This is a genomic window from Streptomyces sp. NBC_00459 (assembly GCF_036013955.1).
Classification (GTDB): Bacteria; Actinomycetota; Actinomycetes; order Streptomycetales; family Streptomycetaceae; genus Streptomyces.
In genome coordinates, this window is record NZ_CP107903.1 from 9,546,028 (window position 1) to 9,571,547 (window position 25,520).

The window sequence follows — 25,520 nt, forward strand, 5'->3', positions numbered from 1 at the left end:
CTCGGGGCGCGCCTCCGGGATCAGTCGTGCGGCGGCGGTGCCTGCGCTGTGGTCAGTCGCGTCGCGATGGCGGTGAGGCGTTCGGCCAGGGCGCCGGGGGTGGAGCGGGTCATGGCGGTGAGCTCGATGGTCGCCGTCGTGTGGCGGAGCGGCCGGAACCGTACGGCCGGGTGGGACGCGGAGGCCGCGGCGGGTACGACGGTGACGCCGAGGCCGCACTCGACCATGGCGATCTGAGAGGTGACCGACCGCGCCCAGTGGGCGGGGACGGGGCTGAAGCCGGCGGCCCGGCACATGGTCGCCATGGCGTCGTGGTAGTCGGGTGAGATGCGCCGGTGCAGCCAGACCCAGGGGTCGGCGGCGAGGTCGGCCAGGTCGAGGGGGCCGGCGGCACCGGCGGCACGGTGACGGGCCGGCAGGGCCGCGACGAACCGGTCGGCGTAGAGCGAGGTCGCCGTGGTGCCGCGTACCGGGGCCGTCTGGCGCACGATCGCCCAGTCGAGCGAGCGGTCGAGGAGGCCCGGCCCTGCCTCGTGGGTGTCGATCTCCTGGGTGCGGATCTCGACGTCCGGGAGCTCCTCGTGGAACCGCTTCAGCACAAGGGGCAACGGCCAGGAGAACGCCGAGGCGACCGCACCCAGGCGCAGGCGTCCACCCCGGCCGGTGGCCGCGTGCCGGGCGGCGATCTCCGCCTCCTCGGCCTGTCGGACCAGTGCGCGGCAGTGGTCCAGGAATACGGTCCCGGCGGGGCTGAGGGCGGCCGACCGCTGGGTGCGGTGCAGCAGTTCGCAGCCGAGCTGCTGTTCGAGCTGCTTGATTGCCTGGGAGAGCGGTGGCTGGGACATCTGCAGTCGCTCGGCCGCACGGCCGAAGTGCAGTTCCTCCGCGACCGCCACGAAATATCGGGCCTGCCGGATCTCGACCACGATTCGCACAGCCTCTTACTGGGAGAGTAAATCAGACCTTCTCAATATATCTGGTGGGTGTTGAAGTGGAGTCCATGAGCAACACATCTCTGTTGGACCGCTACGCGGCACTCGACTCGGCCGCCGTCAGCGACGCGCTCGACCAGCTCGGGCTTCCCTCCGGGGTCGGCGGCCTCCGTCCCGTGTGGGGCCCGGCGGCCGTCGTCGGGTTCGCCGTCACCGTCGGGCTCGAACCACGTGGACGGCCCTGCCGGAGCCCACATCGCCACCACGGCCGTCGAGGGCGCGGACGACCGGAGCGTGATCGTCGTCGACAACCAGGGCCGTACCGACGTGTCCTGCTGGGGCGGCATCCTGAGCCTGGGCGCGGCCCGGCGCGGGGTACGCGGCGTCGTCGCCGACGGGGTGTGCCGCGATGTCGCGGAGGCGCGTGAGCTGGCCTTCCCGGTCTTCTCGCGCGGGGCCGTCCCCGCCACGGCCCGGGGCAGGCTCCAGCAGCGCTCCACCGGCGAGCCCGTCACCGTAGCCGGGCTCAGGGTCGCGCAGGGCGATGTCGTCGTGGCCGACGAGACCGGTCTCGTCGTCGTACCGCGTGACCGTGCCGAGGAAGTGGCGGAGATCGCCGCAACGATCGTCGCCCGGGAGCACGCCATCGCGGACGAGGTGCGCGCGGGCGCGCCCCTCTCCCGGGCCATGCACGACGCCCGCCTCGCAGGAGAGAAGGAGTCGGTCCGATGAGTGACCCCACGGCCACCGCCACCGCGAACCTCGCCGCCGCCCCCTCCACCGCGTCGGTCTCCGACGCCCTCGACTCGCTCGGGCTCCCCGGTTCCCTCCACGGCATCGGCGCGCTGCGGCAGGGCCAGCGGACCGTCGGACCGGTCTTCACCGTCACCTACGAACCGGTCGACGACACCGGCGGCACGGTGGGCGACTTCCTCGACGACGTCCCCGTCGGCGCGGTGATCCTCATCGACAACGCCGGTCGCACGGACTGCACGGTGTGGGGCGGCATCATGAGCGGGACGGCCCACGACCGGGGCGTCGCCGGCACGGTCATCAACGGGACCTGTCGTGACGTGGCCGTCGCGACCGCCGTCGGATACCCGATCTGGTCGGTCTCCCGTTTCATGCGGACCGGCAAGGACCGTGTCCGTGTGGCCGCGGTCCAGAAGCCCGTCACCATCGACGGCGTCCTCGTCCACCCCGGCGACATCCTCGTCGCCGACGACGACGGCGCCGTGGTCGTACCGGCCTCCCACTGGGGAGAGGTGGCCGCCCTCGCCCGCCGTATCGACCGCGTCGAGGACGCCATCGTCGACGCCGTCCGCGCCGGCGCCACGCTCGCCGAGGCTCGCGCCCAGCACGGCTACCACTCGCTCCAGACCCGGAAGGACCCCTCATGAGTACGTACGACCTCGCCCGCGGCCACTCCAGCGCGACTCTGTCCGAGGCGTCCGGACTCTCCGTGGCGCTGGCCCCGGAGATCCGGTCGCTGTGGGCCGGTGCCCGTCTGTGCGGGCCGGCGTTCACCGTGCAGGGAGCCGGCGGCGACAACCTCGCCCTGCACCACGCCGTACTCCAGGCCCCGGCGGGCTCTGTCCTGGTCGCCGACCTGGGCGGCGCCCGCTTCGGCCATTGGGGCGAGATCCTCACCGTGGCCGCCCAGCGCCGGGGGATCGCCGGCCTCCTCATCGACGGAGGTGTACGGGACGCGGCCGAGACCGAGGCGCTCGGTTTCCCCGTCTTCTCCCGCAACAACGCCATCCTCGGCACCCGCAAGGACTTCCCCGGCGTGTTCGGACGCCCCGTCGGCGTCGGCGGCCTCATCATCCGCACCGGCGATCTCGTCGTCGGGGACGTCGACGGAGTCGTGGCCCTTCCCGCCTCCGACACCGAACGGATCCTCGACCGCGCCGACGCACGCGTGGCCCACGAGAACGAACTCATGAGGCAACTGCGGGCAGGCCGCAGCACCCTCGACCTGTACGACAACTTCGAGACCGCCGGGCGGTGACGACACCGATGCCGGACAATCCGATCTTCGCCGTGGCCGCCAGGGCGCAGGCGCTACGGGCACAGGGCGCCGATGTCATCACCCTCGCCGCCGGAGAGCCCCAGGCGGCCACCAGCGCCGTGGTCGTGGAGGCCGCCGTCGACGCGGTCCGCGACCCTGCCACCCACCACTACGGGACGGCCCAGGGCGACCCCGCCCTGCGTGCGCTCGTCGCCACCGCCGTCGCCGCCGACACCCTGCTCCCCTGGAGCGTGGACGACGTCCAGATCACCCTCGGCGCGAAACACGCCCTCTTCCTCGCCGTCCAGGCCCTGATCGACGACGGAGGCGACGAGGTCCTGGTCGCCGCGCCCGGCTGGCCCGGGCACGCGGAAGTCGTCACCGCCGCCGGTGGCCGTGCCGTCCCGGTCGCCACCGACGAGGAGTTCCGTCTTTCGGCCGAGGCCCTCGACCGCTGCCGAACCCCGCGCACCCGGGCGGTGATCCTCTCCAGCCCCGGCAACCCCACCGGCGCCGTCCATCCCGAGTCCCGGCTCCGCCAGATCGCCGACTGGGCCGAGCGGCACGGCGTCCGGGTCGTCAGCGACGACATCTACCGGGCGTTCGACTACACCGGGACCTACCGGTCGATCCTGCGAGTGGCCCCGCAACTGCGCGGCCGTACGGTCGTGGTGGGCGGAGTGTCCAAGGAGCACGCCATGACCGGCTGGCGCATCGGCTGGCTCGCGGCACCGCCGGAGATCATCGCCTCCGCGCGGCTGCACGTGTCCCGCACCATCACCCACGTCCCGACGGTCAGCCAGCGGGCCGCCCTTGCCGCTCTGGGCGACACCGGCACCCCCGCCGGGGCCGCACATGACTACCGCCGCCGGCGCGCGCTGCTGGTGGAGGCGCTGAACGGGATCGACGGCATCTCCTGCCCGCTGCCCGACGGCGGCATGTTCGCCTTCCCCGATGTCAGCGGGCTGCTCCGCGACCGCGGCTGGACGAGCAGCGCCGACCTCGCCGCGTGGCTCCTCGACACCGCCCATCTCGCGGTCGTACCCGGCGAGGCATTCCAAGCCCCCGGACGCATCCGCCTGTGCTTCGCCGTCGACGACCACACACTGCTCAGCGCCATCGACCGTCTGAAGACCTCCCTCGGATGCGCCCCCGCCGATGCGGCGCACGAGGCCGACGCACCGACCCCGGAGGAGGCCCGATGAGCCACGTCAACAAGCTCGAAGCGTTCACGCTCCCGCTCACCGTCGGCGGCACCCGCGTCGACGTGTCCGGCCTCCACCGCGGGGGCACCGGCACCCCGTTGGTCTTCCTCCACGGCTTCGGCTCGACGAAGGAGGACTACGCGGACGTCGTCCATCAGGAACAACTCGCCGACCGCCCCGTACTGGCCTACGACGCACCGGGCTGCGGCGCCAGCACCTGCTCCGACCTCGGCGCCGTCTCCGTCCCCTTCCTCGTCACCGTCGCCGAACAGGTCCTGAGGGCCAGGCAGATCGACAGGTTCCACGTCATCGGGCACTCGATGGGAGGCCTGACCGCACTCCTGCTCGCCGACGGCGACCCCGGCAGAGTCGCGAGCTTCACCGACATCGAGGGCAATCTCGCCCCCGAGGACTGCTTCCTCAGCCGCCAGATCTTCACCCACGCCGACGACGACCCCGACGCGTTCCTGGCCCGGTTCGCCGAACGCGTCGGCGGCTCCCGCTTCCACGGCGGCGCCCTGTACGCGTCGAGCCTTCCGCACAAGGTCCGGGCCGGAGCGGTCAGGGCGATCTTCGAGTCCATGGTCGACCTCTCCGAACACGGCAAGCTGCTCGACCGGTTCCTCGGGCTCCCGGTACCGAAGACGTTCATGTACGGAGAGCAGAACAACACCCTGTCCTACCTCCCGGCCCTCGCCGAAGGCGGCGTGGACCTCGCGGAGATCAGCCACTGCGCCCACTTCCCGATGTACTCCAACCCGCCGCAGATGTGGGCCCGCATCGCCGGCCTCGTCACACAGGCCGACGGCTCCTGAACACCCGCTTCCCCGAGTTGCGTGTAAGGGCCCTGCCACCGCGGTCGCGGATGGGGCACGCGCACATGGTCAGTGACCGCGGCGAGCTGTGACGATCCAGGCACGCGAGTCGAAGTACACGCCTCCGACGGTGTTGTGGGCGTCGAGGCTGGCGCGCAGCCGTGTGCGTGCCTGCTCGGCTGCCGTGGCGTCGAAGGTGGCGAGAAGGTCCTTGAACTCCCATAGGCGAAGCACGGCATCGAAGGCCGTGGCGCTGTCCGGGCCGTAGTAGACGGGCTCGTGCACGTCGGTGAAGCCGACGTCCGTGAAGCCGGCCGCTGTCAGGATGCCTTCCGTGACGGTCGGGTCGGCGAGTGAGAACGCGTCCGGACCGTGGGGTGCGGCTGGTGCGGCGGTGAGGGTCCGGCGGATCGCGGTGGCCCACTCATTGCGGTCGCGCTCTTGCCAGACCAGCAGCACCAGGCGCGCCGCGGGGCGCAGAGCGCGCCCGATATTCGTGAACGCGGCGACCGGATCGGCGAAGAACATCGTCCCGAACCTGCTGATGCAGAGGTCGAAGTGAGCCGGTGGGAAGGGGTGGACCTGGGCGTCCGCCTGCTCGTAGGTGATGTTGGTCAGTCCCTGTTCGTCGCTGAGCCGACGTGCCCGTTCGAGCATGGGCGCGGAGAGGTCGACGCCTACCGCGCTTCCGGTGACGGCGGCGCGGGCGGCCTCGCGCGTGGACCGGCCTGTGCCGCAGCCGATGTCGAGCACACGGTCGTGAGAGCCGACGCGGGCAGCGGCGCGAAGGTGTTCGTTGTGCAGGCGCAGTTCCGCGTCGTAGTCGAAAAGGTCGGACATCACCGTCACCGGGTCCTCTCCATGTCGATACCGATGTCTGCCGGGCCGTCGCGGAGTACGCCTCGCACCTGATCCAGCGTCACCGTTTCCGGCGCGAACTCCGCGAGCCACCACGTGGCGCCCGCCTTGGCGTACGGTGCCGGATCGGCGCCGGGCGGGAGGGGGACCGCGATGTCGTACGGGGTCGTGTCAGGCCGACGCAGTTCGGTGACGGTGGTGACGATGTCGGTGAGCTGGTCCGGGTGTTCGAGATTGACCGGGACGAAACCCTCGTGCCGGGCGGCGCGGCGCAGTGGTCTCACGTTACCGGGAAGTCCTGCCACCCACACCGGCACGCCGGGTCGCTGCACGGGCCTCGGAAGGAAGGAGATGCCGTCGACGGTGTAGTGGCGGCTGTGGTGGTGCACCGGCCTGCCGGACCACGCCGCGGTGAGAATCTCCAGTGATTCGTCGAGCAGGCGGCCCCGCTGCCGGTCGTCGAGTTCCTCGCCGGTCGCGGACAGCTCGCAGGCGAAGCGATCGCTGCCGAGACCGACGCCGAGCGTGAGGCGTCCGCCGCCGAGCCGGTCCAGCGTCGCGGTCTCCCTGGCGACCTTGGCCGGCCGGCGCCGGGCGAGGGGTGTGACCATGGGGCCGAACCGGAGACATTCGGTGGCCGTGGCGATCGCGGCCAGGGTGATCCACGGGTCGGCGACCTGCTGGACGGGCGCCCGCCAGCGCAGATGGTCCCATACGAACACGCCGTGCCAGCCTGCCTCTTCCGCCTCCGCGGCCAGACGTGCGACCGCTGTCGGATCGGCGAGTTCGTCGAAGAGCGGCAGCCAGAGCGCCGACCGCAACCGGGTCATGGACGGCCGCCTCGGGTGTGCCGGAGCAGAGCCGGGACGAACGCGTCCCACAGCGGCTTCGGCAGGTCGTGCCCGGCGCCTTCGAGGACCAGCAGCGTCGAGCCGGGAATCGCGTCGCGCAGCGCATGTCCGTGGGGGAGTGGGAGAAACGGGTCGTGGTCGCCGTGCACCACCAGGGTCGGTGCCTTGATGGCGGCGAAGTCGCGGGACGACCCGTCGAAGGTCATCGCGTAGTGGTTGACGAGGGTGGACGCGATGTCGCGCGTGCGGGCCACGTCCCGCTCGACCAGCGCGCGCACGGCGGTCTCGTCGAAGTAGGGCGAGCCGCCCGAGCACGCTTTTGCCGATGCGACGACGAAGTCCACCACCGCCCCGGAATCGGCGGGGTCCGGGTCGGCGGGGAGGCAGCTGGCGAGCTCGGGCGACGACGGCGGGAGTCCGTCCTCGCCCGTGGAGGTGGAGACGAACGTCAGTGACTCCACCCGGTCTGGGTGGTCCACTCCGATGATGAGCCCGATTCCGCCTGCCATGGACCGGCAGACGATGTGTGCGCGCTCGACGTCCAGGGCGTCCAGGATGCCCAGCGCGTCCCCGGCCAGGTCGGTGAACGCGTAGCCCGGCCGTCCCGGCGGGTAGTTGGTGGATCTGCCGGTGTCCCGGTTGTCGTAGCGGATCACGAACCGGTCGCCGCGCGCGATCTGTTCGCACAGCTCGGCTTCCCACCACAGCATCGAGGCGGTCGCACCGTCGATGAGCAGGATCGCCGGGTGCGCGGGGTTTCCGAAGGTCTCGAAGCACAGCTCGACATCGTTGATCTCGACGAGGTGCTCTCCGTGCGAAAGGTGATTGGTCATGAGCGCCACGCTAGACCTGACAGTTCATCGAAAAAAGCGATAGTTTCCGATCAAGTCAATCGCGTCTGGCGATGTTAATGGCTATGGTGGGCTCATGTCCGATGTTGAACTGCGGCACCTCACCACGATGGCCGCCGTGGCCGACGAGGGCTCGTTCGGGCGGGCGGCCGTGCGGCTCGGGTACACCCAGTCGACGGTGAGCCAGCAGATCGCGGCCTTGGAGAAAGCCGTAGGCGGTGTCGTGTTCGACCGGCCGGGCGGGCCGAAACCGGTGCGGATCACCCCGCTCGGCACGGTGGTGCTGGCCCACGGGCGAGAGCTGCTCGCGAAGGCCCAGGCGTTGGCAGTGGCCGTCGACCGGTTCAAGGCCGGCGACGGCAGGGTCGACATCGGCACTTTCCAGAGCGTGTCCAATGTGATCCTGCCGTTGGTCGTGCGCGGGCTGCGGGACGAGCACCCCGACTGCGACATCAGGCTGTTCGAGGAGGAGACCGACCAGCCGCAGGTCCAGGAGCTCGACCTCATGTTCTTCGACGGCCGCGTCGACGGCGACGTCGAACACCGCAAACTCCTCGACGATCCCTACCTGTTGGTGGCCCGCCGCGGCACCTTCCCCGACGGGCCGGTGCGCCTGGCCCGACTCGACGGTGTCCCCATGGTCGCGCACCCGCCGATCTGCGACCAGGCCCGGATGGAGCAGGCGCTCGCCCGCCGCGGCGTTCGCCCGCACATCGTGTGCCGCACCGCGGGCAACGAAACCGTGCTGTCGATGGTGCGCGCCGGAATGGGTTCGGCGATCCTGCCGCGACTCGCCCTCCACGGCGCCGACATCGCCTCCGATGAGTCACTGTGCGTCCACGAGCTCAATCCCGGACTCCCGCCACGAGAGATCTTCCTGTTGTGGCAGGCGCATCGCACTCACTCCCCACTCGCGGCACGAGCGATCGAGATCGCCGTGGACGTCGCAGACATGATCGCCAAGCGCACGTGACCGGGACCGGCCGACGGGAGTACCCCCTGACTACGAGCAGCCCGGAGGCGCGAAGGATTCTTGTGGCAGGTTCCCCGTTTGAGAGAGGAATCTCAGGCGACACGGGGGGAGGAAGGTTCCTTCGAGCGGGACGGGAGTGAGTGACTGTGGCCAAGGACGAGAAGGGCCGGGCCAAGGCCGAGCAGGCCAAGGGCAAGGTCAAGAAGGTGGTCGGCGGTGCCGTGGGCAACGAGTCCCTGAAGGCCGAGGGGAAGATCGAGGAGTCCAAGGGGGACCTGCGTGCCGCCAAGGAGAAGGCCAAGGACGCGATCAAGCCCAAGTAGGCGCACGTCCCCTGATCCCGGCAGCCCGCCTCCCGCGGGCTGCCGGGATCAGTGCTGTGGTGTCGCTGCTGAGGATCAGTCGCGGGGGTGTCCGACGCGGCATGCCTGTCTACGGATTCCACGCCTCGCACGAGCAGATCCCGCCCGCGGACCTGCTCGACGCCTCGGTGCACGCCGAACGGGCGGGATTCACCGCCGCCATGTGTTCGGACCACTTCTCGCCCTGGAGTGTCCGTCAAGGAGAGTCGGGATTCGCCTGCTCCTGGCTCGGCGCCGCGCTCCAGGCCACCGACCGGATGCCGTTCGGCGTGGTGAACGCGCCGGGGCAGCGCTACCACCCCGCGATCGTCGCCCAGGCGATCGCGGGTCTCGCGTCGATGTACCCGGGCAGGTTCTGGGCGGCGCTCGGCAGGGTGAGGCCTCCAACGGGCACATCACGGGTGCTCCCTGGCCGCGCAAGGACCTGCGCAACGCGCGCCTGCGGGAATGCGTCGACATCCAGCTGTTCGCCGAGCGCTACCCGGAGGCTCCCGAGCTGGCGTGGGGTGAGTACCGCCTGGTGGAGACGGGGGAGCGTGCCGTGCTCGCCCACATCTCCTGTACCCCGGACGGGAGGGTCCTGGCCCTGCACAACTTCGCGGGCCGGCTCCTCACCGTACGACTGCGGCTTCCGGAGACCGCACCCGGCGGCAGGCCGACAGACCTCCGCGCCGAGGACCACGCCGGTCTCACGGTGTCCGACGACGGTCTGCTCCGCGTCGAACTGCCCGCCTACGGCTACCGGTGGCCGCGCGCCGGTACCTCGGCCGACGACCCGGAGAGGGTTGCCGCGGGCTGAGAGCCCCGGCGGGGTGTCGATCGTCGGTGCTCGGGCCCTCGCCCCGCGAGCAGGCTCGGGCCACCGTCGCGGCGTCGGCGCGGAGGGTGCCGGCCGGGTGTGGCCCGCGCTCGGTACCCGACCCGGGCGTCAGGACCGTGGTGAGCGCGCCGCCGCGCATCACAGCGTCGCGGTCGTCGCCTCTCCGGAGGCGCTGCCCGCGAGCCACTGGTCCCATCCCAGGTTGAAGTCCGCGTAGCCGTTGTCGGCCGAGGCCTTGGCGCGGGGCGAGCCGGTGACGGTGACGGGATCGCCCTGCTTGACCTGGCCGTAGAACCACTTGGCATCCGACATGGACAGGTGGACGCAGCCGTGCGAGCCGCGGGCGCTGCCGCTGCCCGGGTTCGGGTCGCCGGTCGAGTAGTGCACGTAGGTCCCGGACTGGGTCAGATGGACGTCCCAGGGCAGCGTCAGGTCGTAGTAGTCGGGGCTGCCCTTGTCGCAGCTGATACCGACGCTGCAGGAGGTCATGTGGACCTTCTCCTGCTTGTCGATGACGGCCATCGTGCCGTTCCACGTCGGATACTCGGCGCTGCCCGCGTTGATCGACAGGGTGCGCACCAGCGTGCCGTTGCGGGTCACCTTCATGGTGTGGCCGGTCACCGAGACGTCCGCGCGCACGTCGTCACCGATCTTGAAGGTGTGCGTGTAGCCGTGGACGCCGTAACGCCCGTTGCCGTTGCTGACGCCCTTCATGTCGGCATCGATCTTCACTGTCGTGCCGGAGGGCCAGTACGTCTTGGGGCGCCAGTCGGCCCGCTGGTCGCCGAACCAGTGCCACGCGCCGGCCACCGGCTGCGAGGCGCTCACCTTCATGTGCTTCTCGACCGTGGCCCGTGCCTTGGCCGCCACGGGGTTCGTGAAGACCACCGAGATCGGCATGGCCACGCCCACCGTGGTTCCCGTCTGGGGGGTGATCGTCTCCAGCAGCATCGGCGGGCCCGCGGGCTTTGTCGGTGACGGCGAGGAACTCGCTTTCGGGTTTCCCGACGCCTTCGCGTCGCTGCCGCTCGCCTTGTCGCTGCCGCCCCCGCCGCAGGCACTCGCTCCCACCAGCATCACGCCCGTGACGAGTGCGATCCCTATGCTGCCCTTGCGCCGTCGCACGACTTGCCCCGCTCTCTAGCTCTTCGGCCCTGCCGGGCCCGACGCACTGTGAGACAGAGACAACGCGGGCCGCAGTTGCGTGTGCCGCGTAAAGCGTGTCTCAAACCTTGGTTCCACACGGGGATCGGCCGAGGACCGAAGGGCTGTCACCACACGGCCTGAGCGCGTGGCCCGGCCGGTTGGACAACGCGTCGGAGTACGCCGGCGAAGGAGCGACGGACCCGGACCCGCCGGCCACGGGGCCCGTGCGTCCGTTGCAGCTCCGGACCCTGGCGTCGGCGACGGCTGCCCGAACGCCCGGAGTCAGCAGGGCGGCCGGGCTGTCGCGCACGCACGTCAGCCCCTGCGCGACGACGCGGTCAGACGGGCTGCCACAGTTCGATTCGATTGCCCTCAGGATCGGTGACCCAGCCGAATCGACCGACGCCCTCCATGTCCTGCGTCTCCTCGGCGACGTCCGCTCCCTCGGCGCGCAGCTGCGCGAGCATCGCGTCCAGGTCGCGGACCCGGAAGTTGAGCATGGTCTGCTGGGCGCGGGACCCGAAGTAGTCGGTCTCGGACTCGAATGTCGCGAACACCGTCGGCCCGGCTCCCTGATGCCACAGGCCGTTCTCATCCGCGTCCAGGCCCAGACAATCGCGATACCACGCGCTCAGGGCCGCCGGGTCGGACGCCCGCATGAAGTACCCACCGATGCCAAGCACACGTTCCATGCCGCCATCCTGTCAGGACGGCAATCGGGTGGCCACGGACCTCACCGCGGGCTGGGGTGCTGTCCGGGCAGCCGAAGATGGGCGACGACCTGCTTGCCGGTCTCCAGGCCGATGGTGTGCAGCTGGTCGCACAGGCGGGTGACCAACTGCAGGCCGTGCCCGCCGACACGGCGGACGTCGTAGGCGCGAAGTTCGGGCCGACGAGGGGAGCTGTCACGCACGGTGATGCGCAACAGGGCGGCGTCGGGTGTCACCTCCAGCGCCAGGCCGCCCGGACCAGGTGCGTGGCGCAGCGCATTGGTGACCAGCTCACTGACGACGAGCTGGGCGTCCTGGCTCGGTCGGTGTTCAGGGCGGTGGCCCGCATCGGCCAGGAGCGCGCGCACCGCTGCTCTGGCGTCCGCGATCGAGGCGTCTGTCGTGTCCCAGGCGGCGCTGTATCGCAGGGCCGTCGGCTTCTGTTCATCCGATGCCCGGGTTTTACGCGGGATGATCATAGAACTCTTCCCGTGGATCGATTTTCTTCGTCACAGGTTGTTGTTGTCGCTTGATTTCGCCTACCCGCTGGCGTCTTGTTCATGGGGTGTCCACCGGTGCGAATTGATCGGAGCCGCGCCGGTTCCGGCGCGGGAACCGGCGGGCGTACTGCGCGTCGAGGCGCGTGGCGTGTGCAGCTCTCCAGCGTGAGCGGGGTGAAACGCACGGTCACCACAGCAAGTACCGTGTCCACGGGATCGCCCACCGAGGAATGGCGAACCGCCACACCCCCATAGGAATTCGCCTTGCTGCTCAGGCGACCGTGTCCGGCAAAGTGCGCGCCCGAAGGAGCGTTACGCCTACCTCGGTTTGGCTCTGACGAGTCCGGCGTCGTACGCCATGATCACGGCCTGAATGCGGTCACGCGCCCCGATCTTGGCCAGGACCCGACCCACGTGCTTCTTCACCGTGGACTCGGTGAGGACGAGCCGTTCGGCGATCTCCGTGTTCGTCCAGCCCTGGCCGATGGCGACCAGGACCTCTCGTTCGCGGTCGCTGAGCGTCCGCAGCCGGGGGTCCTCGGCCGGGGGGCCACCGTGCGGCGCCAGCACCTGGTGGGCGTAGGCGTCCAGGAGACGCCGGGTCAGGCTCGGGGCCACGACGGCGTCGCCGGTCGCCACCGCGTGGATGCCCGCGATGAGTTCCTCGGGGCGGGCGTCCTTGAGCAGGAAACCGCTGGCGCCGGACCGCAGTCCTTCGTAGGCGTACTCGTCGAGGTCGAAGGTGGTCACGATGAGAATGCGGGTACGGCCCCCGGCGGCGATGATCCGACGGGTGGCCTCCAAACCGTCCATGCCGGGCATGCGGATGTCCATGAGAACGACATCGGGGCGGAGTTCCGCGGCCAGGCGGACGGCCTCGGCCCCGTGCTCGGCCTCGCCGACCGGGGTCAGGCCGGGAGTGCCCTCCAGGAGCATGCGGAACCCCATGCGCTGCAGGGGCTGGTCGTCGGCGATCAGCACGGTGGTCACGGCAGATGCTCTCCCGATACGGGCAGGGCGGACGCGGAGGGCACGTCGAGCACGACGTCCACCAGCCAGCCGGGCCCCGTGTCGCGGGGACCGGCGGTGACGTCACCGCCGTACATGGCTGCCCGCTGCCGGATGCCGACCAGGCCGTGACCGGGGTCGACGCCGGTGTGCGGTTGTGGCTGCGGCTTTTCGCGTACGGGGGTCCCCGACGGTGTTCCGGTGTCGGTGACCCGGATCCTCAGCCGGCCGGCTGAGGCGGCCACGGCGACCTCTGCGGTGGAGCGCGGCCCGGCGTGCTTGAGCGTGTTGGTCAACGCCTCCTGGACGATGCGGTACACGGTGAGCTGCACACCGACGCCGAGCGAGTCGAGCGAACCCTCGGTCCGGTAGGTCACGCTCAGTCCCGCCGCACGCACCCGCGCCAGAAGGGGATCCAGGTCACGGATGCCCGGCTGCGGACCCAGCAGCCGTTCGTGCTCCTGCTCCTGGCGCAGCACGCCCAGCACGCGGCGCAGTTCGCCCATGGCCTGGCGCCCGGTGTCGCCGAGGATACGCAGGGCCTCGGCGGACTGCTCGTTGCGGTTGGCGGCGAGGGTGGCGGCCCCGTCGGCGACGCTGACCATGACGGAGAGGTTGTGGCCGACGATGTCGTGCATCTCGCGGGCGACCCGGGCGCGTTCGGCGGCGGCGGTGAGCTGGACGCGTTGGTCGCGCTCGATCTCCAGGCGGGTGGCGCGGTCCTCCAACGCGGCCAGGTACATACGGCGGATGCGCAGGGTCAGGCCGATGGCGACGGCCGCTGTCGCCGTTCCCAGCAGGAAGAACAGGCCGAGGAGCGGGTGTTCGACCTGCTTCAGGAGGTAGACCGCCACGGTGAGGCTGATGAAGGTGAGCGCGACGGCCCAGCCGAGCACACGCAGGGAACCGCGTACAGCCAGGGTGTACAGAGCGACGAGGGTGCTGATGCCGGCCTGCTGCCAGACACCCACCGACCACTGGACCATGGACACCAGCAGGATCACGAAGAAGGTGACGGTCGGGGCCCGGCGACGCCACCACAGGGGTACGACGAGCGCGACGGCGAACGCGGACATGACGGCGGTCGGAAGCTGAGCGCGGCTGCTCGCCTCCCCGAAGGGGCCGTTGCTGTCGGGGGAGAGCAGGTCGGGCAGGCTGATGAGGGCGACGATCAGTACCACCGCGGTGTCGAGCAGCCACGGATGGTGCACGTCCAGTTCGCGGTGGCGGTTCTGCCCGCGCAGCAGACGGCCCAGGAGCGGGTGCGCCCAGGCGTCGTCCAGCCCGGAGGACGGCGGGAGCGTCCTCCGGGCGGTCGGCGCGGCGGCTGCCGCGCGCTGTGGACTCATGGACCTCATTGTCGCTGGTTTTCGCAGCTCAGGCGTCGGTCCGGACCAGGCGGAAGGCCGCACCGGCGAGAGTCAGGGCCACCCAGCCTGCGAAGACCGCGAGTCCTGCCCCGGGTGACAGGGAGTCGGAGGACTGCTGCAGGGCGTAGACGGCCGAGCCGGCGTTGCTGGGGAAGTAGGGGTTGATGTTGTCGTACAGCGAGTCGGGCAGCAGAGAGGCGAGGCCGGGGAGGATGAGAAGGATGCCGACCAGGGCGGCGATGGCTCCGGCGGAGGAGCGCAGCAGCATCCCCAGCGCCACGCCGAACACGGCGACCAGAGCGAGGTAGACACCGGCGCCGGTCAGGCTGCGCAGCACACCGTCGTCACTCAGGGACAGCGCGATCTTCTCGCCGTCCAGGCCCAGTGTGCCCAGCTGGAACGCCGCCAGCGCGGCGATCGTGGTGAGGATCAGCGCGATCGGCCCGATCACGGCGCTCTTCGCCCACACCACGGGCAGCCGACGCGGAACCGCGGCGAGGGTGGAGCGGATCATGCCCGTGCTGTACTCGCCCGCGGACAGCAGTACGCCGAGCACACCCACGGCCAGCGACGCGAAGGTCACACCGGTCAGAGCCAGACTCACCGCGTCGCTGACGCCGGAGTTCGGGCCGGGCCCCTGATTCGTGACGGCGTCCGGACTGTAGGTGGCGGACGCGATCGCGCCAAAAGCGATCAGCAGGACCACCCCGACGGACAGCGTGATCCAACTCGACCGGAGCGACCAGAACTTGGCCCATTCCGAGCGCAGCACCCGGAGACCGGTCACCTTCTGGACTGTCGTGCCGGAGGAAGCCGGGGCAAGCGTGGCGGAGGTCATCAGGCTGCCTTTCGCGCGGTGTCGGCGGGAGCGCTCTGGTACTCCACCGCGTCGTGGGTGAGTTCCATGAAGGCGGTCTCCAAAGAGACTGCCTGCGGGGTGAGTTCGTAGAGGGTCACCCCGTGCTGAGCGGCGATCGTCCCGATCTCGCGGGCGTTCCGTCCGTTGACCACCAGTTCCTCGGCGGAGGAGGAGCTGATCGTGACGTGCGGGCCTGCCAGCAGCGAACGCAGCCTCACGGCTTCGGCGGTGGCGACCTTCACGCCCGAGCCGCCGGCCTCACGGGTGAAGTCGTCGACCGTGGTGTCCGCGAGCAGCCGGCCCCGTCCGATGATCACCAGGTGGTCGGCGATCAGCGCGGTCTCGCTCATCAGGTGCGAGGAGAGCATCACGGCGCGGCCCTCGTCGGCCAGACCGCGCAGCAGGTTGCGCACCCACAGCACACCTTCCGGGTCGAGGCCGTTGACCGGTTCGTCGAGCATCACGATGGCCGGGTCGCCGAGCAGGGCCGAGGCGATGCCGAGCCGCTGGCCCATGCCCAGCGAGAAGGCCCCCACCCGCTTGCCGGCCACGCTGGTCAGCCCGGCCAGCTCGATGACCTCGTCCACCCGGCGCCGGGAAATGCCGTGGGTGTGCGCGAGCGCCATCAGATGGTTGAAGGCGGTACGGCCCGGGTGGACGGACTTGGCCTCCAGCAGGGTGCCGATCTCCTGGAGCGGTGCGGCGTGCCTGGCGTAGGACTTGCCGTTGACGGTGACCGAGCCCGCGGTGGGCGAGTCCAAACCGATGATCATCCGCATGGTCGTGGACTTGCCCGCGCCGTTGGGGCCCAGGAAGCCGGTCACCTCGCCCGGCTTGACGATGAAGCTCAGGTGGTCGACGACCGTCTTGTCCCCGTACCGCTTCGTGAGTTCACGTGCTTCGATCATGTGAGGGCCCTTCTCGCTTCGAACGCGACCGCGAACGCAGCGCGGCATCTGTGTTCGAAGTTACGGGCGCTGCGGCGCGGCCCTCTGGGACCACAGGAGACTCTTCGGCAGCCGACTGGTACCGCGGTACCAGTCGGGCAGCGCCTGCACCTCATCCTTGTGGTGCAGTCCGTCGTGGCCCGGGTGATGGAAAGGCGGCCCGAGCGGCCGAAGAATGCCCGTGCTTCCGATGCCCGCTCGCCGCTACCGGGCCGCGATGCCGACCGGCTTCTCTCCAGGAACGCCGCCCGACGAGAAGGCGCCGACCACGCCGCACTCGTGACCACTGCCTTCTGATGTCTGCCGAGGAGGGCGCTGCCTGGTGGCGAGTGCTGCCTCGCGGAGCGGCGCAACCTCCGGGAAGGATCAGCTGTCTTCCATACGGGCATCAGGTGCCCCAGGAGTAGGGCAGCAACCACAGGGCACGAGTTCTGTTCCGAGACATGGCCGGCGGGTGAGAGCCGAGGGTCCGTTCTGCGAGGGCGAGGAGGCAAGTGGGATGGCTGCACGGCGTGACGGCTCAGACGGCCTCACAGGAGGCTCCCGCGTGTCCGGCGTGGCATCAGGCGGGAGCCCCCAGCCCGCCGCGGAACGCGTACACGTCACGCTGGAAGTGGTCGAACCGCTGCTGCGCCGGGCCGACTTGTTGTCCCAGCTCCTGTGGATCGGGTACGGACGTGACTCACGGAGCCAGTAGACGTGGCTGAGGCCGGGGGCATCCGCGGTGGCTCGCCCGGACCGTCGGACATGAAGAGGACCTCGGGCCGCGCTCGCGTTCTGCGCAGGCCCACGCCCGTGATCCGTATGTGATCAGTGCCCCGTAGATTCCACCCGACCAAGGGTTGGCAGGACGCGCGACCAAAACGGGGGACACACATGGCATACGGGCGTGCGGCGATACCGGCACTGATCGGAGGGGTGCTGCTCACCGCGCTCCTGTGGTGGGCGGGGGCAAGTGCGCAGGCGCTCGATCTGCCGGGCACCGCCGACGTGATCGGTGGCCGGGCTGCGGCCGATCTCCAGCAGTGGCTCACTCCTTGGTCGTACGACCCCCCGGCCTCGGTTCGGTTCGGCACCGGGGCGTCCGGCGGAATCGGGGAGGCGGCCGGTACCGACGGCGCCCACTACCTCGATCTGTACGCGACCGCGCTCCAGATCCGGTTCGCCGCGGTCTTCGCCATCTTCGTGCCCGGCGCGCTGCTCCTGGTCCGCAGGCTGCCGCCGGTGCACGGCCGGATGCCCGCCGCGCTGCTCGCGACATGGGCGTGGGGTCTGGTGGCCGGGACCCTGGCGGTGACCGTCTCGGCGCCGTGGCTGATCGCTTCGCAGGGGCACGGCAGTTACCGCTTCCTGCCACAGCTGGCGGGCGTGATCTCTTCCGGGCGGCAGATTCTGGTGGTGACCGCGTTGGTCGTGGCGGCGGTGACGGTGTTCGCGGCACGTATCACCGCGAAGGGCTCCGGTCCGCTGCCGCAGGAGATCGTCCCGGCGCGTGCCGCCCGTCTGGCCGCCAGTGCCGGGACCGCGGTGATCGCACTGTCCCTGGTGGTCCTTTCGTACCAGTCGGTCGCCGCCACTCTCCAGACGGCGTTCACCGGCGGCGGGCTGCTCGCCGAACCGGGCGACCTGCTGCGCCAGTGGCTGCTGCTCGGCGCCTGGGCTGTTCCGTCGGGCACATCGCTCGGTGACTGGCTCCTGTACCGGGCCGCCGACGTGCTGCTGCTCGCGGTGGTGTGGTGGGCACTGCGGCGGTTGCCCGGGATGCTCACCCGAGCCACTGTCCCGGCGATGGCGGTCGGTGCCGTCTGCGCGACCGTTCTCGGGCTGCTGGCGAGCCAGGTGCTGCGAATGGCGACGGACGGGGCGAGTATGCGCTGGGGACTGGTCTACCTGTCCACCAGCCTCGGCGGCGGCGTCCCGGCCGCCCTGACCTGGGGCCTGGTGGCGGGAGTCACGGCTGCCGTGACGCTGCGGGTGGCCGTAAGACGCACGGTGACCGCCGATGCCACGGTTTCCGTCCCGGACCCCGCCCGGATGTAGCAGCGCTGCCTGGTCCTTGACCGCCCGGGTGCCGGTTCGGAGCCTTAGGTCCTCGGGGCGGGAGGCGGGCGAGCGACAGCGACAGCGTCGGAGTCGGGGCAAATCGCCGGTGCACCGGTGCGTCGTACTGGGACAACGTGCGCATTCCGCGAGACGCTGCCGCCGGGACGGCGTGGAGACGCCGACTCCCCGTCCTGTCCGCTCGTCCTCCCGGAGCCCGCCGTGCCAGCACAGTCCGCCCCACCCGAGGGCAGTTACCGTTTCGACGACTTGCGTGCGCTCTTCATCAACTGCACGCTCAAGCCGTCCCCACAGCTCAGCCACACCCAGGGACTCATCGACAAGAGCCGGGCGATCATGGAGGCGCGTGGGGTGACCACGGACGAGATCCGTGCCGTCGACCACGACATCGCCCCCGGCGTCCATCCGGACATGACCGAGCACGGCTTCGCCACGGACGCCTGGCCCGCGCTCTACGAGCAGGTGATGACCGCCGACATCCTCGTGCTGGCCGGACCGATCTGGCTGGGCGACAACAGCTCCGTCACCAAACACGTCATCGAGCGGCTCTACAGCTGCTCCAGCCTCCTCAACTCCCAAGGCCAGTACGCCTATTACGGGCGGGTCGGCGGGTGTCTGATCACCGGCAACGAGGATGGTGTGAAGCACTGCGCCATGAACGTCCTCTACAGCCTCCAGCACCTCGGCTACACCATCCCACCGCAGGCCGACGCGGGCTGGATCGGCGCTGCGGGACCTGGTCCGTCGTACCTGGACCCCGGCTCCGGCGGCCCGGAGAACGACTTCACCAACCGCAACACCAGCTTCATGACCTGGAACCTGATGCACCTGGCCGCCCTGCTCAAACGCGCCGGAGGAGTCCCCGCCCACGGCAACCAGCGCACGGAGTGGGACGCCGGCTGCCGACCAGGTGCGGACAACCCCGAGCACCGCTGAGTGAGGGGAACGGACCTTACGAGAGCCTGACGTGCAGGAAAGCCTTCGCATCCCGCCCGGCCCGGCAGGCCTACAGCGCAGCGGTTGGAGCGCGGTCGTCGAGACGAAGGGTGTACAGGTGATGGCGCGACGGTTGTGGGCCGTCGCGCCACCGGTGCGGTAATGCGACGTAGCGCGGTGCTCGGAGGAGTCGGCTACGGAGCCACGGCTCGTCCGGTCGCCGGGGAGATCTTCCCGGCGCACAGGCCGCGGCCGGCCAGCCCCTGCGCGATGCGTGGAACCGCGGCGAGCGTGTTGGCGGACCAGTCGTGCATGAGGATGACCTGCCCGTTGGTGAGCCGGGCGGCGGCCTGCACGATCGCGTCGGTACTGGCGTTGTTCCAGTCCTGTGAGTCGACGTCCCAGATGATCTGGGTCAGACCGTACTTGGCGGCGGCAGCTTTCACCGTCGCGTTGGTCTCACCGTACGGCGGGCGGAACAGCACCGGGGTGCCGCCGCCCGCGTTGGCGATGGCCTGCTGGGTCCGGGAGATCTCGGATTCGATCTGTGACTGGCCGAGCTGGGTCAGATGCGGGTGGGTGTAGCTGTGGTTGGCGACCCACATACCGGCGTTCACCTGTGCGCGGACCAGGGCCGGGTTGGCGGCGGCGTACTGGCCCTGGTTGAACATCGTGGCCCGCAGCCCGTTTCGCGTGAGGGCGCTCAGCAGGGCCGTCGTATTGGTGGACGGGCCGTCGTCGAAGGTGAGCCCGACGTACCCGTTGCAGGCGGCGGCCTGCGCCGGTGCGGCGGTGGGGCCGGCGAGGGCGGTGGCGGCGGCCAGGGCGGCGGCGGCCAATAAGGGAAGACGCCTTGCTTTCTTGAGAGTCATGGCTAGCCCACCGTGATGTTGGAGTTGCCGCTGCTCCGGTAACCCTCGGTCGCGAGGATCATGTAGTAGCTGAACCCGCCCAGGGGCATCCCGGCGCGGGCCCAGGCGTCGAAGTGGTTGCCGGTGGTGATGGTGCCGCCGGTCCGCTTCGACTGCCGGACACTCCAGTACTGGTTGAAGGTGCGGGTGCCTTCCACGGACGGGGCGTTGTAGCGGGTGGTCTGGTAGATGTCGTACGTGCCGCCGTCGCTGGTGACGGTGCCCTTGTACGTTCCGGTGGGCCGGTAGGTGCCCCAGTTGTCGACGACGTAGTACTCGACCAGCGGGTTGGACGTCCAGCCGTACAACGTCAGGTAGGCGTTCCCGGACGGGTTGAAGCTGCCCGAGTAGGTCACGGTCCTGCGTGAGCCGTTGCTCCAGCCCTTGCCGGCCACGAAGTTCCCGGTGTTGCTCCATGAAGTGCTGTAGTTGCCGCCGGAGTTCAGGGTCATGGAGACGGTGCCTGGTGCGTCGGTCCAGAACGAGTAGTAGTAGCCGTTGTTGGTGCCGGTCTGGTTCGTGGTGACGACCGTGGCGGCCTGAGCGGTGCCGGGCAGGGCCAGAGTGGCCACGGCGACCAGCAGCATGGTGCAGATGCCGCTGATGAGAAGCCTGAGCCGGGATGCGGGTACGGCTGCGAGTGTGGGTGCGGGTGCTTTGTTCATGTGCGTGTTTCCTCCTCGTCCTCATGGGATCGATGGGGGCTGCTGAACACGCGACAGTGTTGGCCGGGTCACGTCAGGTGTCAAGAGTTTCGGTTTTCTCTCCGAAACATTCGAAATGAGCGACGATGGGACCAGTGGGCTGTAATTGCAGTTCAGTAGCATGATTTCTCCGATCCGTGAGGATGGAGGTGCCTCGAATTTGCGTGTCACCAAAATTCGGAGCAAATGCTTCAGGCCCATTTTCTCGAATGTTTCGAATCGTTCATCGATTTCAGCGTGCGGTGCCAAAAGCGGCGGGTCGCTCTCGCCGCAGAGGACGAGAGCGGGAGTGGTGACGGCCGCGAGGCGGCGGCGGAGGGTGGGGTCGTTCATGGCGGGGCTGCCGGAGAAGACGCGCGGGACTGCCATGTTGGCCTGCGTGACGGCGAGCCGCTCGGCCGGAGCGTAAAGAGACGGGCCAGGGGCACACGGAGAAGGTTCGTTCGACGAGGAGGGAGCCCATGGCCAGCGCCACTGCTCCGGCCGGAACCGGCCGCACCTTCACCAGCTCGATCCCTGCCCGCCTCGACCGTCTCCCGTGGTCACGCTGGCACTGGACGATCGTGATCGGTCTCGGCACCGTATGGATCCTCGACGGCCTGGAGGTCACGGTCGTCGGCAACATCTCCGCCCGGCTCTCGGAGCCCGGCAGCGGCCTGCCGATCACTTCAGGTCAGGTCACCGGTATCGCGGCAGCCCTGTACGTGGCCGGTGCCTGTGTCGGCGCCCTCTTCTGGGGCCGCATGACCGACCGGTTCGGCCGCAAGAAGCTGTTCATGATCACCCTGGCGGTCTATCTGGCCGCCACCGCGCTGACCGCGGTGTCCTTCTCGACCTGGTGGTTCTTCGCGTTCCGGTTCCTCACCGGCTTCGGTATCGGCGGTGAGTACGCGGCCATCAACTCCGCGATCGACGAGCTCATCCCGTCGTTCTACCGCGGCCGCGTCGACCTCGTCATCAACGGCAGCTTCTGGATCGGCGCGGTCGGCGGTTCACTGCTGTCGATCGTCGCGCTGAACACCGACATCCTGGCGAAGGACGTGGGCTGGCGCCTGACCTTCGCCCTGGGCGTGGTCCTCGGCCTGGTCATCCTCGTCGTACGACGGCACGTCCCCGAGAGTCCACGCTGGCTGCTGATCCACGGCAGGGAACGGGAGGCCGAGGAGATCGTCTCCTCGATCGAGCGCAAGGTCGAGTCCGAGAAGGGAGGACCGCTTCCGGAGCCCGAGAACGAGATCACCATCCAGCAGCGCAGGACGATCGGCTTCGGCGAGATCGCCCGCACGGTCTTCGCGACCTACCGCAAGCGGAGTGTGCTCGGCTTCTCCCTCTTCATCGGCCAGGCGTTCCTCTACAACGCGATCACCTTCGGTTTCGGCGCGATCCTGACGAAGTTCTTCGATGTCCCGAGCGGCAACACGGGCTACTACTTCGCCGTGATCGCGGTCGGCAACTTCTTCGGCCCGCTGCTGCTCGGCAAGCTGTTCGACACCGTCGGCCGCCGGGTGATGATCTCCTCGACGTACCTGCTGTCCGGCGTGCTGCTGTTCGGCACGGCATGGCTGTTCGACCGCGGCTCGCTGACCGCGACCACGTTGACGGCCTGCTGGTGTGCGGTGCTGTTCTTCGCCTCGGCGGGTGCATCCAGCGCCTACCTGACCGTCTCCGAGATCTTCCCGATGGAGACGCGGGCCATGTGCATCGCCTTCTTCTACGCCATCGGCACCACAGCCGGTGGCATCACCGGCCCGTTGGTCTTCGCCGACCTCACCGCGTCCGGCGTGGTCGGGGAGACGGTGCTGGCCTTCCAGATCGGCGCCGGGTTGATGTGCGCGGCTGGGATCGTCGCCGCGTTCCTGGCGGTGAACGCCGAACGCCGGTCGCTGGAGGACATTGCCAAGCCGCTGTCGGCGGTGGCGTCGGCCAAGGAGAAGGTGACGGAGAAGGTTACGGGGAAGGCGACCGGTAGGGCTGCGGAAGGCGCGACGGGCGAGGGGCCGAATTCGGCTCCGGCGTAGGAGAGAAAAGCTGCTGGGCAGGAAGCAGGAAGCAGGAAGCAGGAAGCAAGGGGGTCCGGCTGATGGTCGCCGGGTCCCCCTTGCTCCGTGGGCACCGTTTTGCGGCCTAGTACCGGGCCACGGGGTACGGCGTCTCGTGGCGGCCCCGATCCGCAACAAGGCCGATGCGGCGGCGCGGAACGCCTCCGAACGCTCGGCCGACCCGGCGGGGAGAACGACGACGGCAGACACCCGGCTGCTTGACCAGCTCTACCGCGGCTGCAGTTGTCTCCCTCAGCCAGGACGCCCGGAGTCGATCTCCCGCGGGAGGAACGCGGCGACGCGGTCTGCGATCCGTATGGGACCACCGACCTCGCAGAACGTGCTCGTCAATCTATTCGCCGCAGCCGAACACCTTGGCCGCGATGGCTTCGGGGTGGTCCTCTATGTACGCCCGTACGATCGACTCGAAGCTGTCGTCGGGCCGGAGTCCGAGTGCCGTGGCACGTGCGTTGTCGAGGACTACCGGCCACGAGCCGACGATGGCCTCGACGGCGGGGTCGGGCGCGACCGTCACCAGGTCGGCGACGGCGTCGCCGGCAACCCGGCGCAGCGTGTCCAGCATTTCGGCGACCGTGATCGTGAGCGCCGGAAAATTGACCGGAAGGCCGCCTTCGAGCCCGCCCGTGCCGCGCTCGGCCTCGGTGATGCGGAGGATGCCCTCGACGGTGCGCCGCGGCGAGGCCAGCGCGACCCCCATATCAGGGCTGACCGGGCAGGTGGCCGGGAGGCCCGCGAGCGGCTCGCGGATGATGCCGGACAGGAAGCCGGAGGCGGCGGCGTTCGGCGCGCCAGCCCGCACCGCGACGGTCACCAGGCGCGCCACGCGTCCGTCGACGAAGCCTCGGCGGGTGTACTCGGCGATCAGCTGCTCGCAGATGCGCTTCTGCGTTCCGTAGCTGGACTGCGGTATGGGCAGCGTCGACTCGCTGACCACCGGCGGCAGTGGCAGCGCGGGGTCGGAGCCGTAGACGGCGATGCCGCTGGAGAACACCAGCCGGGGAGTCGGCCCGCCGGCGGCTGTCTGGGCACGGACGGCATCGAGCAGCGCGCGGGTGGTGTCCAGGTTGGCGCTCATACCGAGGTCGAAGTCGGCCTCGCACTCGGCCGAGACAGCCGAAGCCAGGTGGATCAGGACGTCCACCGGCTGCGCGAAGATCTCGTCCAGGCACGTGCGCAGGTCGCCTCGGACGACCTCCACCAGTGGATCGTCGGCCACCGACGCGCCGGTGGGAACGACCCGGTCGGTGAGTACCAGACGGTCGATGCGAGCACCGCACAGGGCTCGCCGCTTGAGCAAGGAGTCGGCGACCCGCTGTCCCAGGAAGCCGAAGCCGCCGGTGATGACAATCCTCATACGCGTTCTCCTCGGTGGGTTTCGAGTTGGCCGAGACTCTCGTTCATTGTCGGCACGAGGGATGCGTTTACATCCGATCCGCGCGCCGAATCCCAACTCGTAGGCGACCAGGGTCCGATACAGGTTCTTGGGCAGAGTTCGTCGCTGCCTGCCCAGATGGACCAGGATTCGACCCGGGACGACGCCCGCGGTGAGTAACCGGCCGTGACAAGGGAGGAGCCGACCGGTGTGCCGTCCCTGCCACTGAGCTGTTTCCAACCTGATGGCGATGTCCGTCACTTGGGCGGCTCTGCAGCGCGATGAAGTTCCTGGTAGGAGGTGTCACGACCAAGATCCACCGTGCCCCACCAGGAGCTTCGCGTGCTTGGCTACCCGTCGTCAATTGATCTGTCCAGCCGCACGCTGTGCTACCTAAGCGCTCAAAACTGCATGCCCGGCGGCGGGAGGTCGGAACGCGCCGGCGGCGTCTGCCCACGGGCCGACAGGCCCTGCTCGCCTTGGCCCACCTGCGATGCGGCGATACCTATGCCCAGCTCGCCGCCGGGTTCCGCATCGGCATCGCGACCGTCTATCGCTGCATACGCGAGGTCATCGACGTTCTGGCCGCCCTCGCCCCGACCCTGACCGAGGCGATGAAGACCATCCGGACCAAGGCGTTCGTGATCCTGGACGGCACCCTCCTGCCGATCGACCGGATCGCCGCCGACACCCCGTACTACTCCGGGAAACACATGCGCCACGGGATGAACGTCCAGGTCCTCACCGATCCGTTCGGACGGCTGCTGTGGACGTCACCCGCCCTGCCCGGGTCCGTTCACGACCTGACCGCCGCACGGACCCACGGGATCATCGACCGCTCGCCGCGGCCGAGCTGAAGTGCTGGGCGGACAAGGCGTACCAGGGAGCCGGCCACCCCGTCCGCGTCCCGTTCCGAGGCCGTTGCCTCAAGCGGTGGCAGCGTCGGCACAACAGCATGCACGCCAAGATCCGCTGCCTCGGCGAGCAGGCCATGGCCACTCTGAAGGGCTGGCGCCTTCTGCGGAAGCTCCGCTGCAGCACCAACCGCATCACCGCGATCGTCCAGGCCGTTCTTGTCCTTCACCACGCGTCAGCGTGAGGTTGGAAAAGGCTCACTGTCCGAGAACTTCAGGGCGGCTCACTGGGAGTTGGAGTGGCTCGAACGTGAACCGGCCAGCGGCGGATACGTGATCTGCCTGCTTCGATAGCCAGGACGGTTGATCTGGAGCATGATCTGGCAGTCGGGGCGCGGGGCCGC

At 69.6% G+C, this 25,520-nt stretch carries 25 protein-coding genes and 2 pseudogenes; 13 read left to right on the forward strand and 14 right to left on the reverse strand.

Features of this window, described 5'->3' with window-relative positions:
- Nucleotides 1-20 precede the first annotated feature (20 nt).
- A complete protein-coding gene (locus OHN74_RS41755) occupies nt 21-935 on the reverse strand; it encodes a LysR substrate-binding domain-containing protein (RefSeq protein ID WP_327699776.1) in 915 nt (304 codons plus the stop codon).
- Nucleotides 936-1,163: 228 nt separating this feature from the next.
- Between OHN74_RS41755 and OHN74_RS41760 the strand changes: the two genes are divergently transcribed.
- From OHN74_RS41760 to OHN74_RS41780, 5 genes are read left to right on the forward strand one after another with little or no spacing between them, the layout of a single operon-like run.
- Nucleotides 1,164-1,664 (forward strand): RraA family protein, encoded by a 501-nt coding sequence (locus tag OHN74_RS41760; RefSeq protein ID WP_327699777.1) that lies wholly within the window; start codon nt 1,164-1,166, stop codon nt 1,662-1,664.
- On the forward strand, nt 1,661-2,332 hold the full coding sequence (locus OHN74_RS41765; RefSeq protein ID WP_327699778.1) for an RraA family protein: 672 nt from the start codon (nt 1,661-1,663) through the stop codon (nt 2,330-2,332). Before OHN74_RS41760 ends, OHN74_RS41765 begins: the two co-directional genes overlap by 4 nt.
- Nucleotides 2,329-2,943, forward strand: coding sequence for an RraA family protein (locus OHN74_RS41770; protein WP_327699779.1), 615 nt, complete (start codon nt 2,329-2,331; stop codon nt 2,941-2,943). Before OHN74_RS41765 ends, OHN74_RS41770 begins: the two co-directional genes overlap by 4 nt.
- Nucleotides 2,940-4,148, forward strand: coding sequence for an aminotransferase class I/II-fold pyridoxal phosphate-dependent enzyme (locus OHN74_RS41775; RefSeq protein WP_327699780.1), 1,209 nt, complete (start codon nt 2,940-2,942; stop codon nt 4,146-4,148). The genes OHN74_RS41770 and OHN74_RS41775 overlap by 4 nt, the downstream gene beginning before the upstream one ends.
- Nucleotides 4,145-4,963, forward strand: a complete 819-nt coding sequence (locus tag OHN74_RS41780) for an alpha/beta fold hydrolase (protein ID WP_327699781.1) — start codon at nt 4,145-4,147, stop codon at nt 4,961-4,963. Before OHN74_RS41775 ends, OHN74_RS41780 begins: the two co-directional genes overlap by 4 nt.
- A gap of 69 nt (nt 4,964-5,032) precedes the next feature.
- Here the strand turns inward: OHN74_RS41780 and OHN74_RS41785 are convergent, their stop codons facing one another.
- Genes OHN74_RS41785 through OHN74_RS41795 form a run of 3 tightly spaced genes read right to left on the reverse strand, consistent with a single transcriptional unit; the run spans nt 5,033 to nt 7,505 of the window.
- A complete protein-coding gene (locus tag OHN74_RS41785; RefSeq protein ID WP_327700455.1) occupies nt 5,033-5,803 on the reverse strand; it encodes a class I SAM-dependent methyltransferase in 771 nt (256 codons plus the stop codon).
- 5 nt (nt 5,804-5,808) lie between these two features.
- Nucleotides 5,809-6,651, reverse strand: coding sequence for an LLM class flavin-dependent oxidoreductase (locus tag OHN74_RS41790; RefSeq protein ID WP_327699782.1), 843 nt, complete (start codon nt 6,649-6,651; stop codon nt 5,809-5,811).
- Nucleotides 6,648-7,505: an alpha/beta fold hydrolase gene (locus tag OHN74_RS41795; RefSeq protein WP_327699783.1), complete on the reverse strand. Its 858-nt coding sequence runs from the start codon at nt 7,503-7,505 to the stop codon at nt 6,648-6,650. The genes OHN74_RS41790 and OHN74_RS41795 overlap by 4 nt, the downstream gene beginning before the upstream one ends.
- Before the next feature lie 94 nt (nt 7,506-7,599).
- Between OHN74_RS41795 and OHN74_RS41800 the strand changes: the two genes are divergently transcribed.
- The 4 genes and pseudogenes from OHN74_RS41800 to OHN74_RS41815 all read left to right on the forward strand — a co-directional run bounded on the left by OHN74_RS41800 (nt 7,600) and on the right by OHN74_RS41815 (nt 9,657).
- On the forward strand, nt 7,600-8,496 hold the full coding sequence (locus OHN74_RS41800) for a LysR family transcriptional regulator (protein ID WP_327699784.1): 897 nt from the start codon (nt 7,600-7,602) through the stop codon (nt 8,494-8,496).
- Nucleotides 8,497-8,642: 146 nt separating this feature from the next.
- Nucleotides 8,643-8,819 carry a CsbD family protein gene (locus OHN74_RS41805; RefSeq protein WP_327700456.1) on the forward strand — a complete coding sequence of 59 codons (177 nt, stop codon included), beginning with the start codon at nt 8,643-8,645 and terminating at the stop codon, nt 8,817-8,819.
- Nucleotides 8,820-8,920: 101 nt separating this feature from the next.
- Nucleotides 8,921-9,181 (forward strand): annotated as a pseudogene (locus OHN74_RS41810) (LLM class flavin-dependent oxidoreductase); the annotation flags it as partial.
- 218 nt (nt 9,182-9,399) lie between these two features.
- The gene (locus tag OHN74_RS41815; protein WP_327700480.1) at nt 9,400-9,657 is read left to right on the forward strand and encodes a hypothetical protein; all 258 of its coding nucleotides are present in this window, start codon (nt 9,400-9,402) and stop codon (nt 9,655-9,657) included.
- Between the two features lie 159 nt (nt 9,658-9,816).
- On the opposite strand, the gene OHN74_RS41820 is transcribed toward OHN74_RS41815, so the two are convergent.
- From OHN74_RS41820 to OHN74_RS41850, 7 genes are all read right to left on the reverse strand, one after another.
- A complete protein-coding gene (locus OHN74_RS41820; RefSeq protein ID WP_327700457.1) occupies nt 9,817-10,755 on the reverse strand; it encodes a L,D-transpeptidase in 939 nt (312 codons plus the stop codon).
- Between the two features lie 407 nt (nt 10,756-11,162).
- On the reverse strand, nt 11,163-11,516 hold the full coding sequence (locus OHN74_RS41825) for a VOC family protein (protein WP_327699785.1): 354 nt from the start codon (nt 11,514-11,516) through the stop codon (nt 11,163-11,165).
- 41 nt (nt 11,517-11,557) lie between these two features.
- Entirely contained in the window at nt 11,558-12,013 is a 456-nt protein-coding gene (locus OHN74_RS41830; protein ID WP_327699786.1) for an ATP-binding protein, read from the reverse strand.
- A gap of 339 nt (nt 12,014-12,352) precedes the next feature.
- Complete coding sequence (locus tag OHN74_RS41835) at nt 12,353-13,024, reverse strand: response regulator transcription factor (RefSeq protein WP_327699787.1); 672 nt, start codon at nt 13,022-13,024, stop codon at nt 12,353-12,355.
- Nucleotides 13,021-14,391 (reverse strand): sensor histidine kinase, encoded by a 1,371-nt coding sequence (locus OHN74_RS41840; RefSeq protein WP_327699788.1) that lies wholly within the window; start codon nt 14,389-14,391, stop codon nt 13,021-13,023. The genes OHN74_RS41835 and OHN74_RS41840 overlap by 4 nt, the downstream gene beginning before the upstream one ends.
- A gap of 28 nt (nt 14,392-14,419) precedes the next feature.
- A complete protein-coding gene (locus OHN74_RS41845) occupies nt 14,420-15,250 on the reverse strand; it encodes an ABC transporter permease (protein WP_327699789.1) in 831 nt (276 codons plus the stop codon).
- Nucleotides 15,250-16,179, reverse strand: coding sequence for an ABC transporter ATP-binding protein (locus tag OHN74_RS41850; protein ID WP_327699790.1), 930 nt, complete (start codon nt 16,177-16,179; stop codon nt 15,250-15,252). The genes OHN74_RS41845 and OHN74_RS41850 overlap by 1 nt, the downstream gene beginning before the upstream one ends.
- A gap of 915 nt (nt 16,180-17,094) precedes the next feature.
- Between OHN74_RS41850 and OHN74_RS41855 the strand changes: the two genes are divergently transcribed.
- Both OHN74_RS41855 and OHN74_RS41860 read left to right on the forward strand, forming a co-directional pair.
- A complete protein-coding gene (locus OHN74_RS41855) occupies nt 17,095-18,258 on the forward strand; it encodes a hypothetical protein (protein ID WP_327699791.1) in 1,164 nt (387 codons plus the stop codon).
- A gap of 222 nt (nt 18,259-18,480) precedes the next feature.
- Complete coding sequence (locus OHN74_RS41860) at nt 18,481-19,215, forward strand: flavodoxin family protein (protein ID WP_327699792.1); 735 nt, start codon at nt 18,481-18,483, stop codon at nt 19,213-19,215.
- Nucleotides 19,216-19,409: 194 nt separating this feature from the next.
- Here OHN74_RS41860 and OHN74_RS41865 read toward each other — a convergent pair whose 3' ends face one another.
- Both OHN74_RS41865 and OHN74_RS41870 read right to left on the reverse strand, forming a co-directional pair.
- Complete coding sequence (locus OHN74_RS41865; protein ID WP_327699793.1) at nt 19,410-20,087, reverse strand: polysaccharide deacetylase family protein; 678 nt, start codon at nt 20,085-20,087, stop codon at nt 19,410-19,412.
- A 2-nt stretch (nt 20,088-20,089) separates the two neighbouring features.
- Entirely contained in the window at nt 20,090-20,791 is a 702-nt protein-coding gene (locus tag OHN74_RS41870) for a glycoside hydrolase family 11 protein (protein ID WP_327699794.1), read from the reverse strand.
- A 500-nt stretch (nt 20,792-21,291) separates the two neighbouring features.
- Between OHN74_RS41870 and OHN74_RS41875 the strand changes: the two genes are divergently transcribed.
- Complete coding sequence (locus tag OHN74_RS41875) at nt 21,292-22,848, forward strand: MFS transporter (protein WP_327699795.1); 1,557 nt, start codon at nt 21,292-21,294, stop codon at nt 22,846-22,848.
- A gap of 373 nt (nt 22,849-23,221) precedes the next feature.
- Here the strand turns inward: OHN74_RS41875 and denD are convergent, their stop codons facing one another.
- Nucleotides 23,222-24,244, reverse strand: a complete 1,023-nt coding sequence (denD, locus tag OHN74_RS41880; protein ID WP_327699796.1) for a D-erythronate dehydrogenase — start codon at nt 24,242-24,244, stop codon at nt 23,222-23,224.
- Between the two features lie 360 nt (nt 24,245-24,604).
- Here denD and OHN74_RS41885 point away from each other — a divergent pair.
- Nucleotides 24,605-25,361: pseudogene (locus OHN74_RS41885) on the forward strand (transposase family protein).
- The last annotated feature ends 159 nt before the right edge of the window (nt 25,362-25,520 follow it).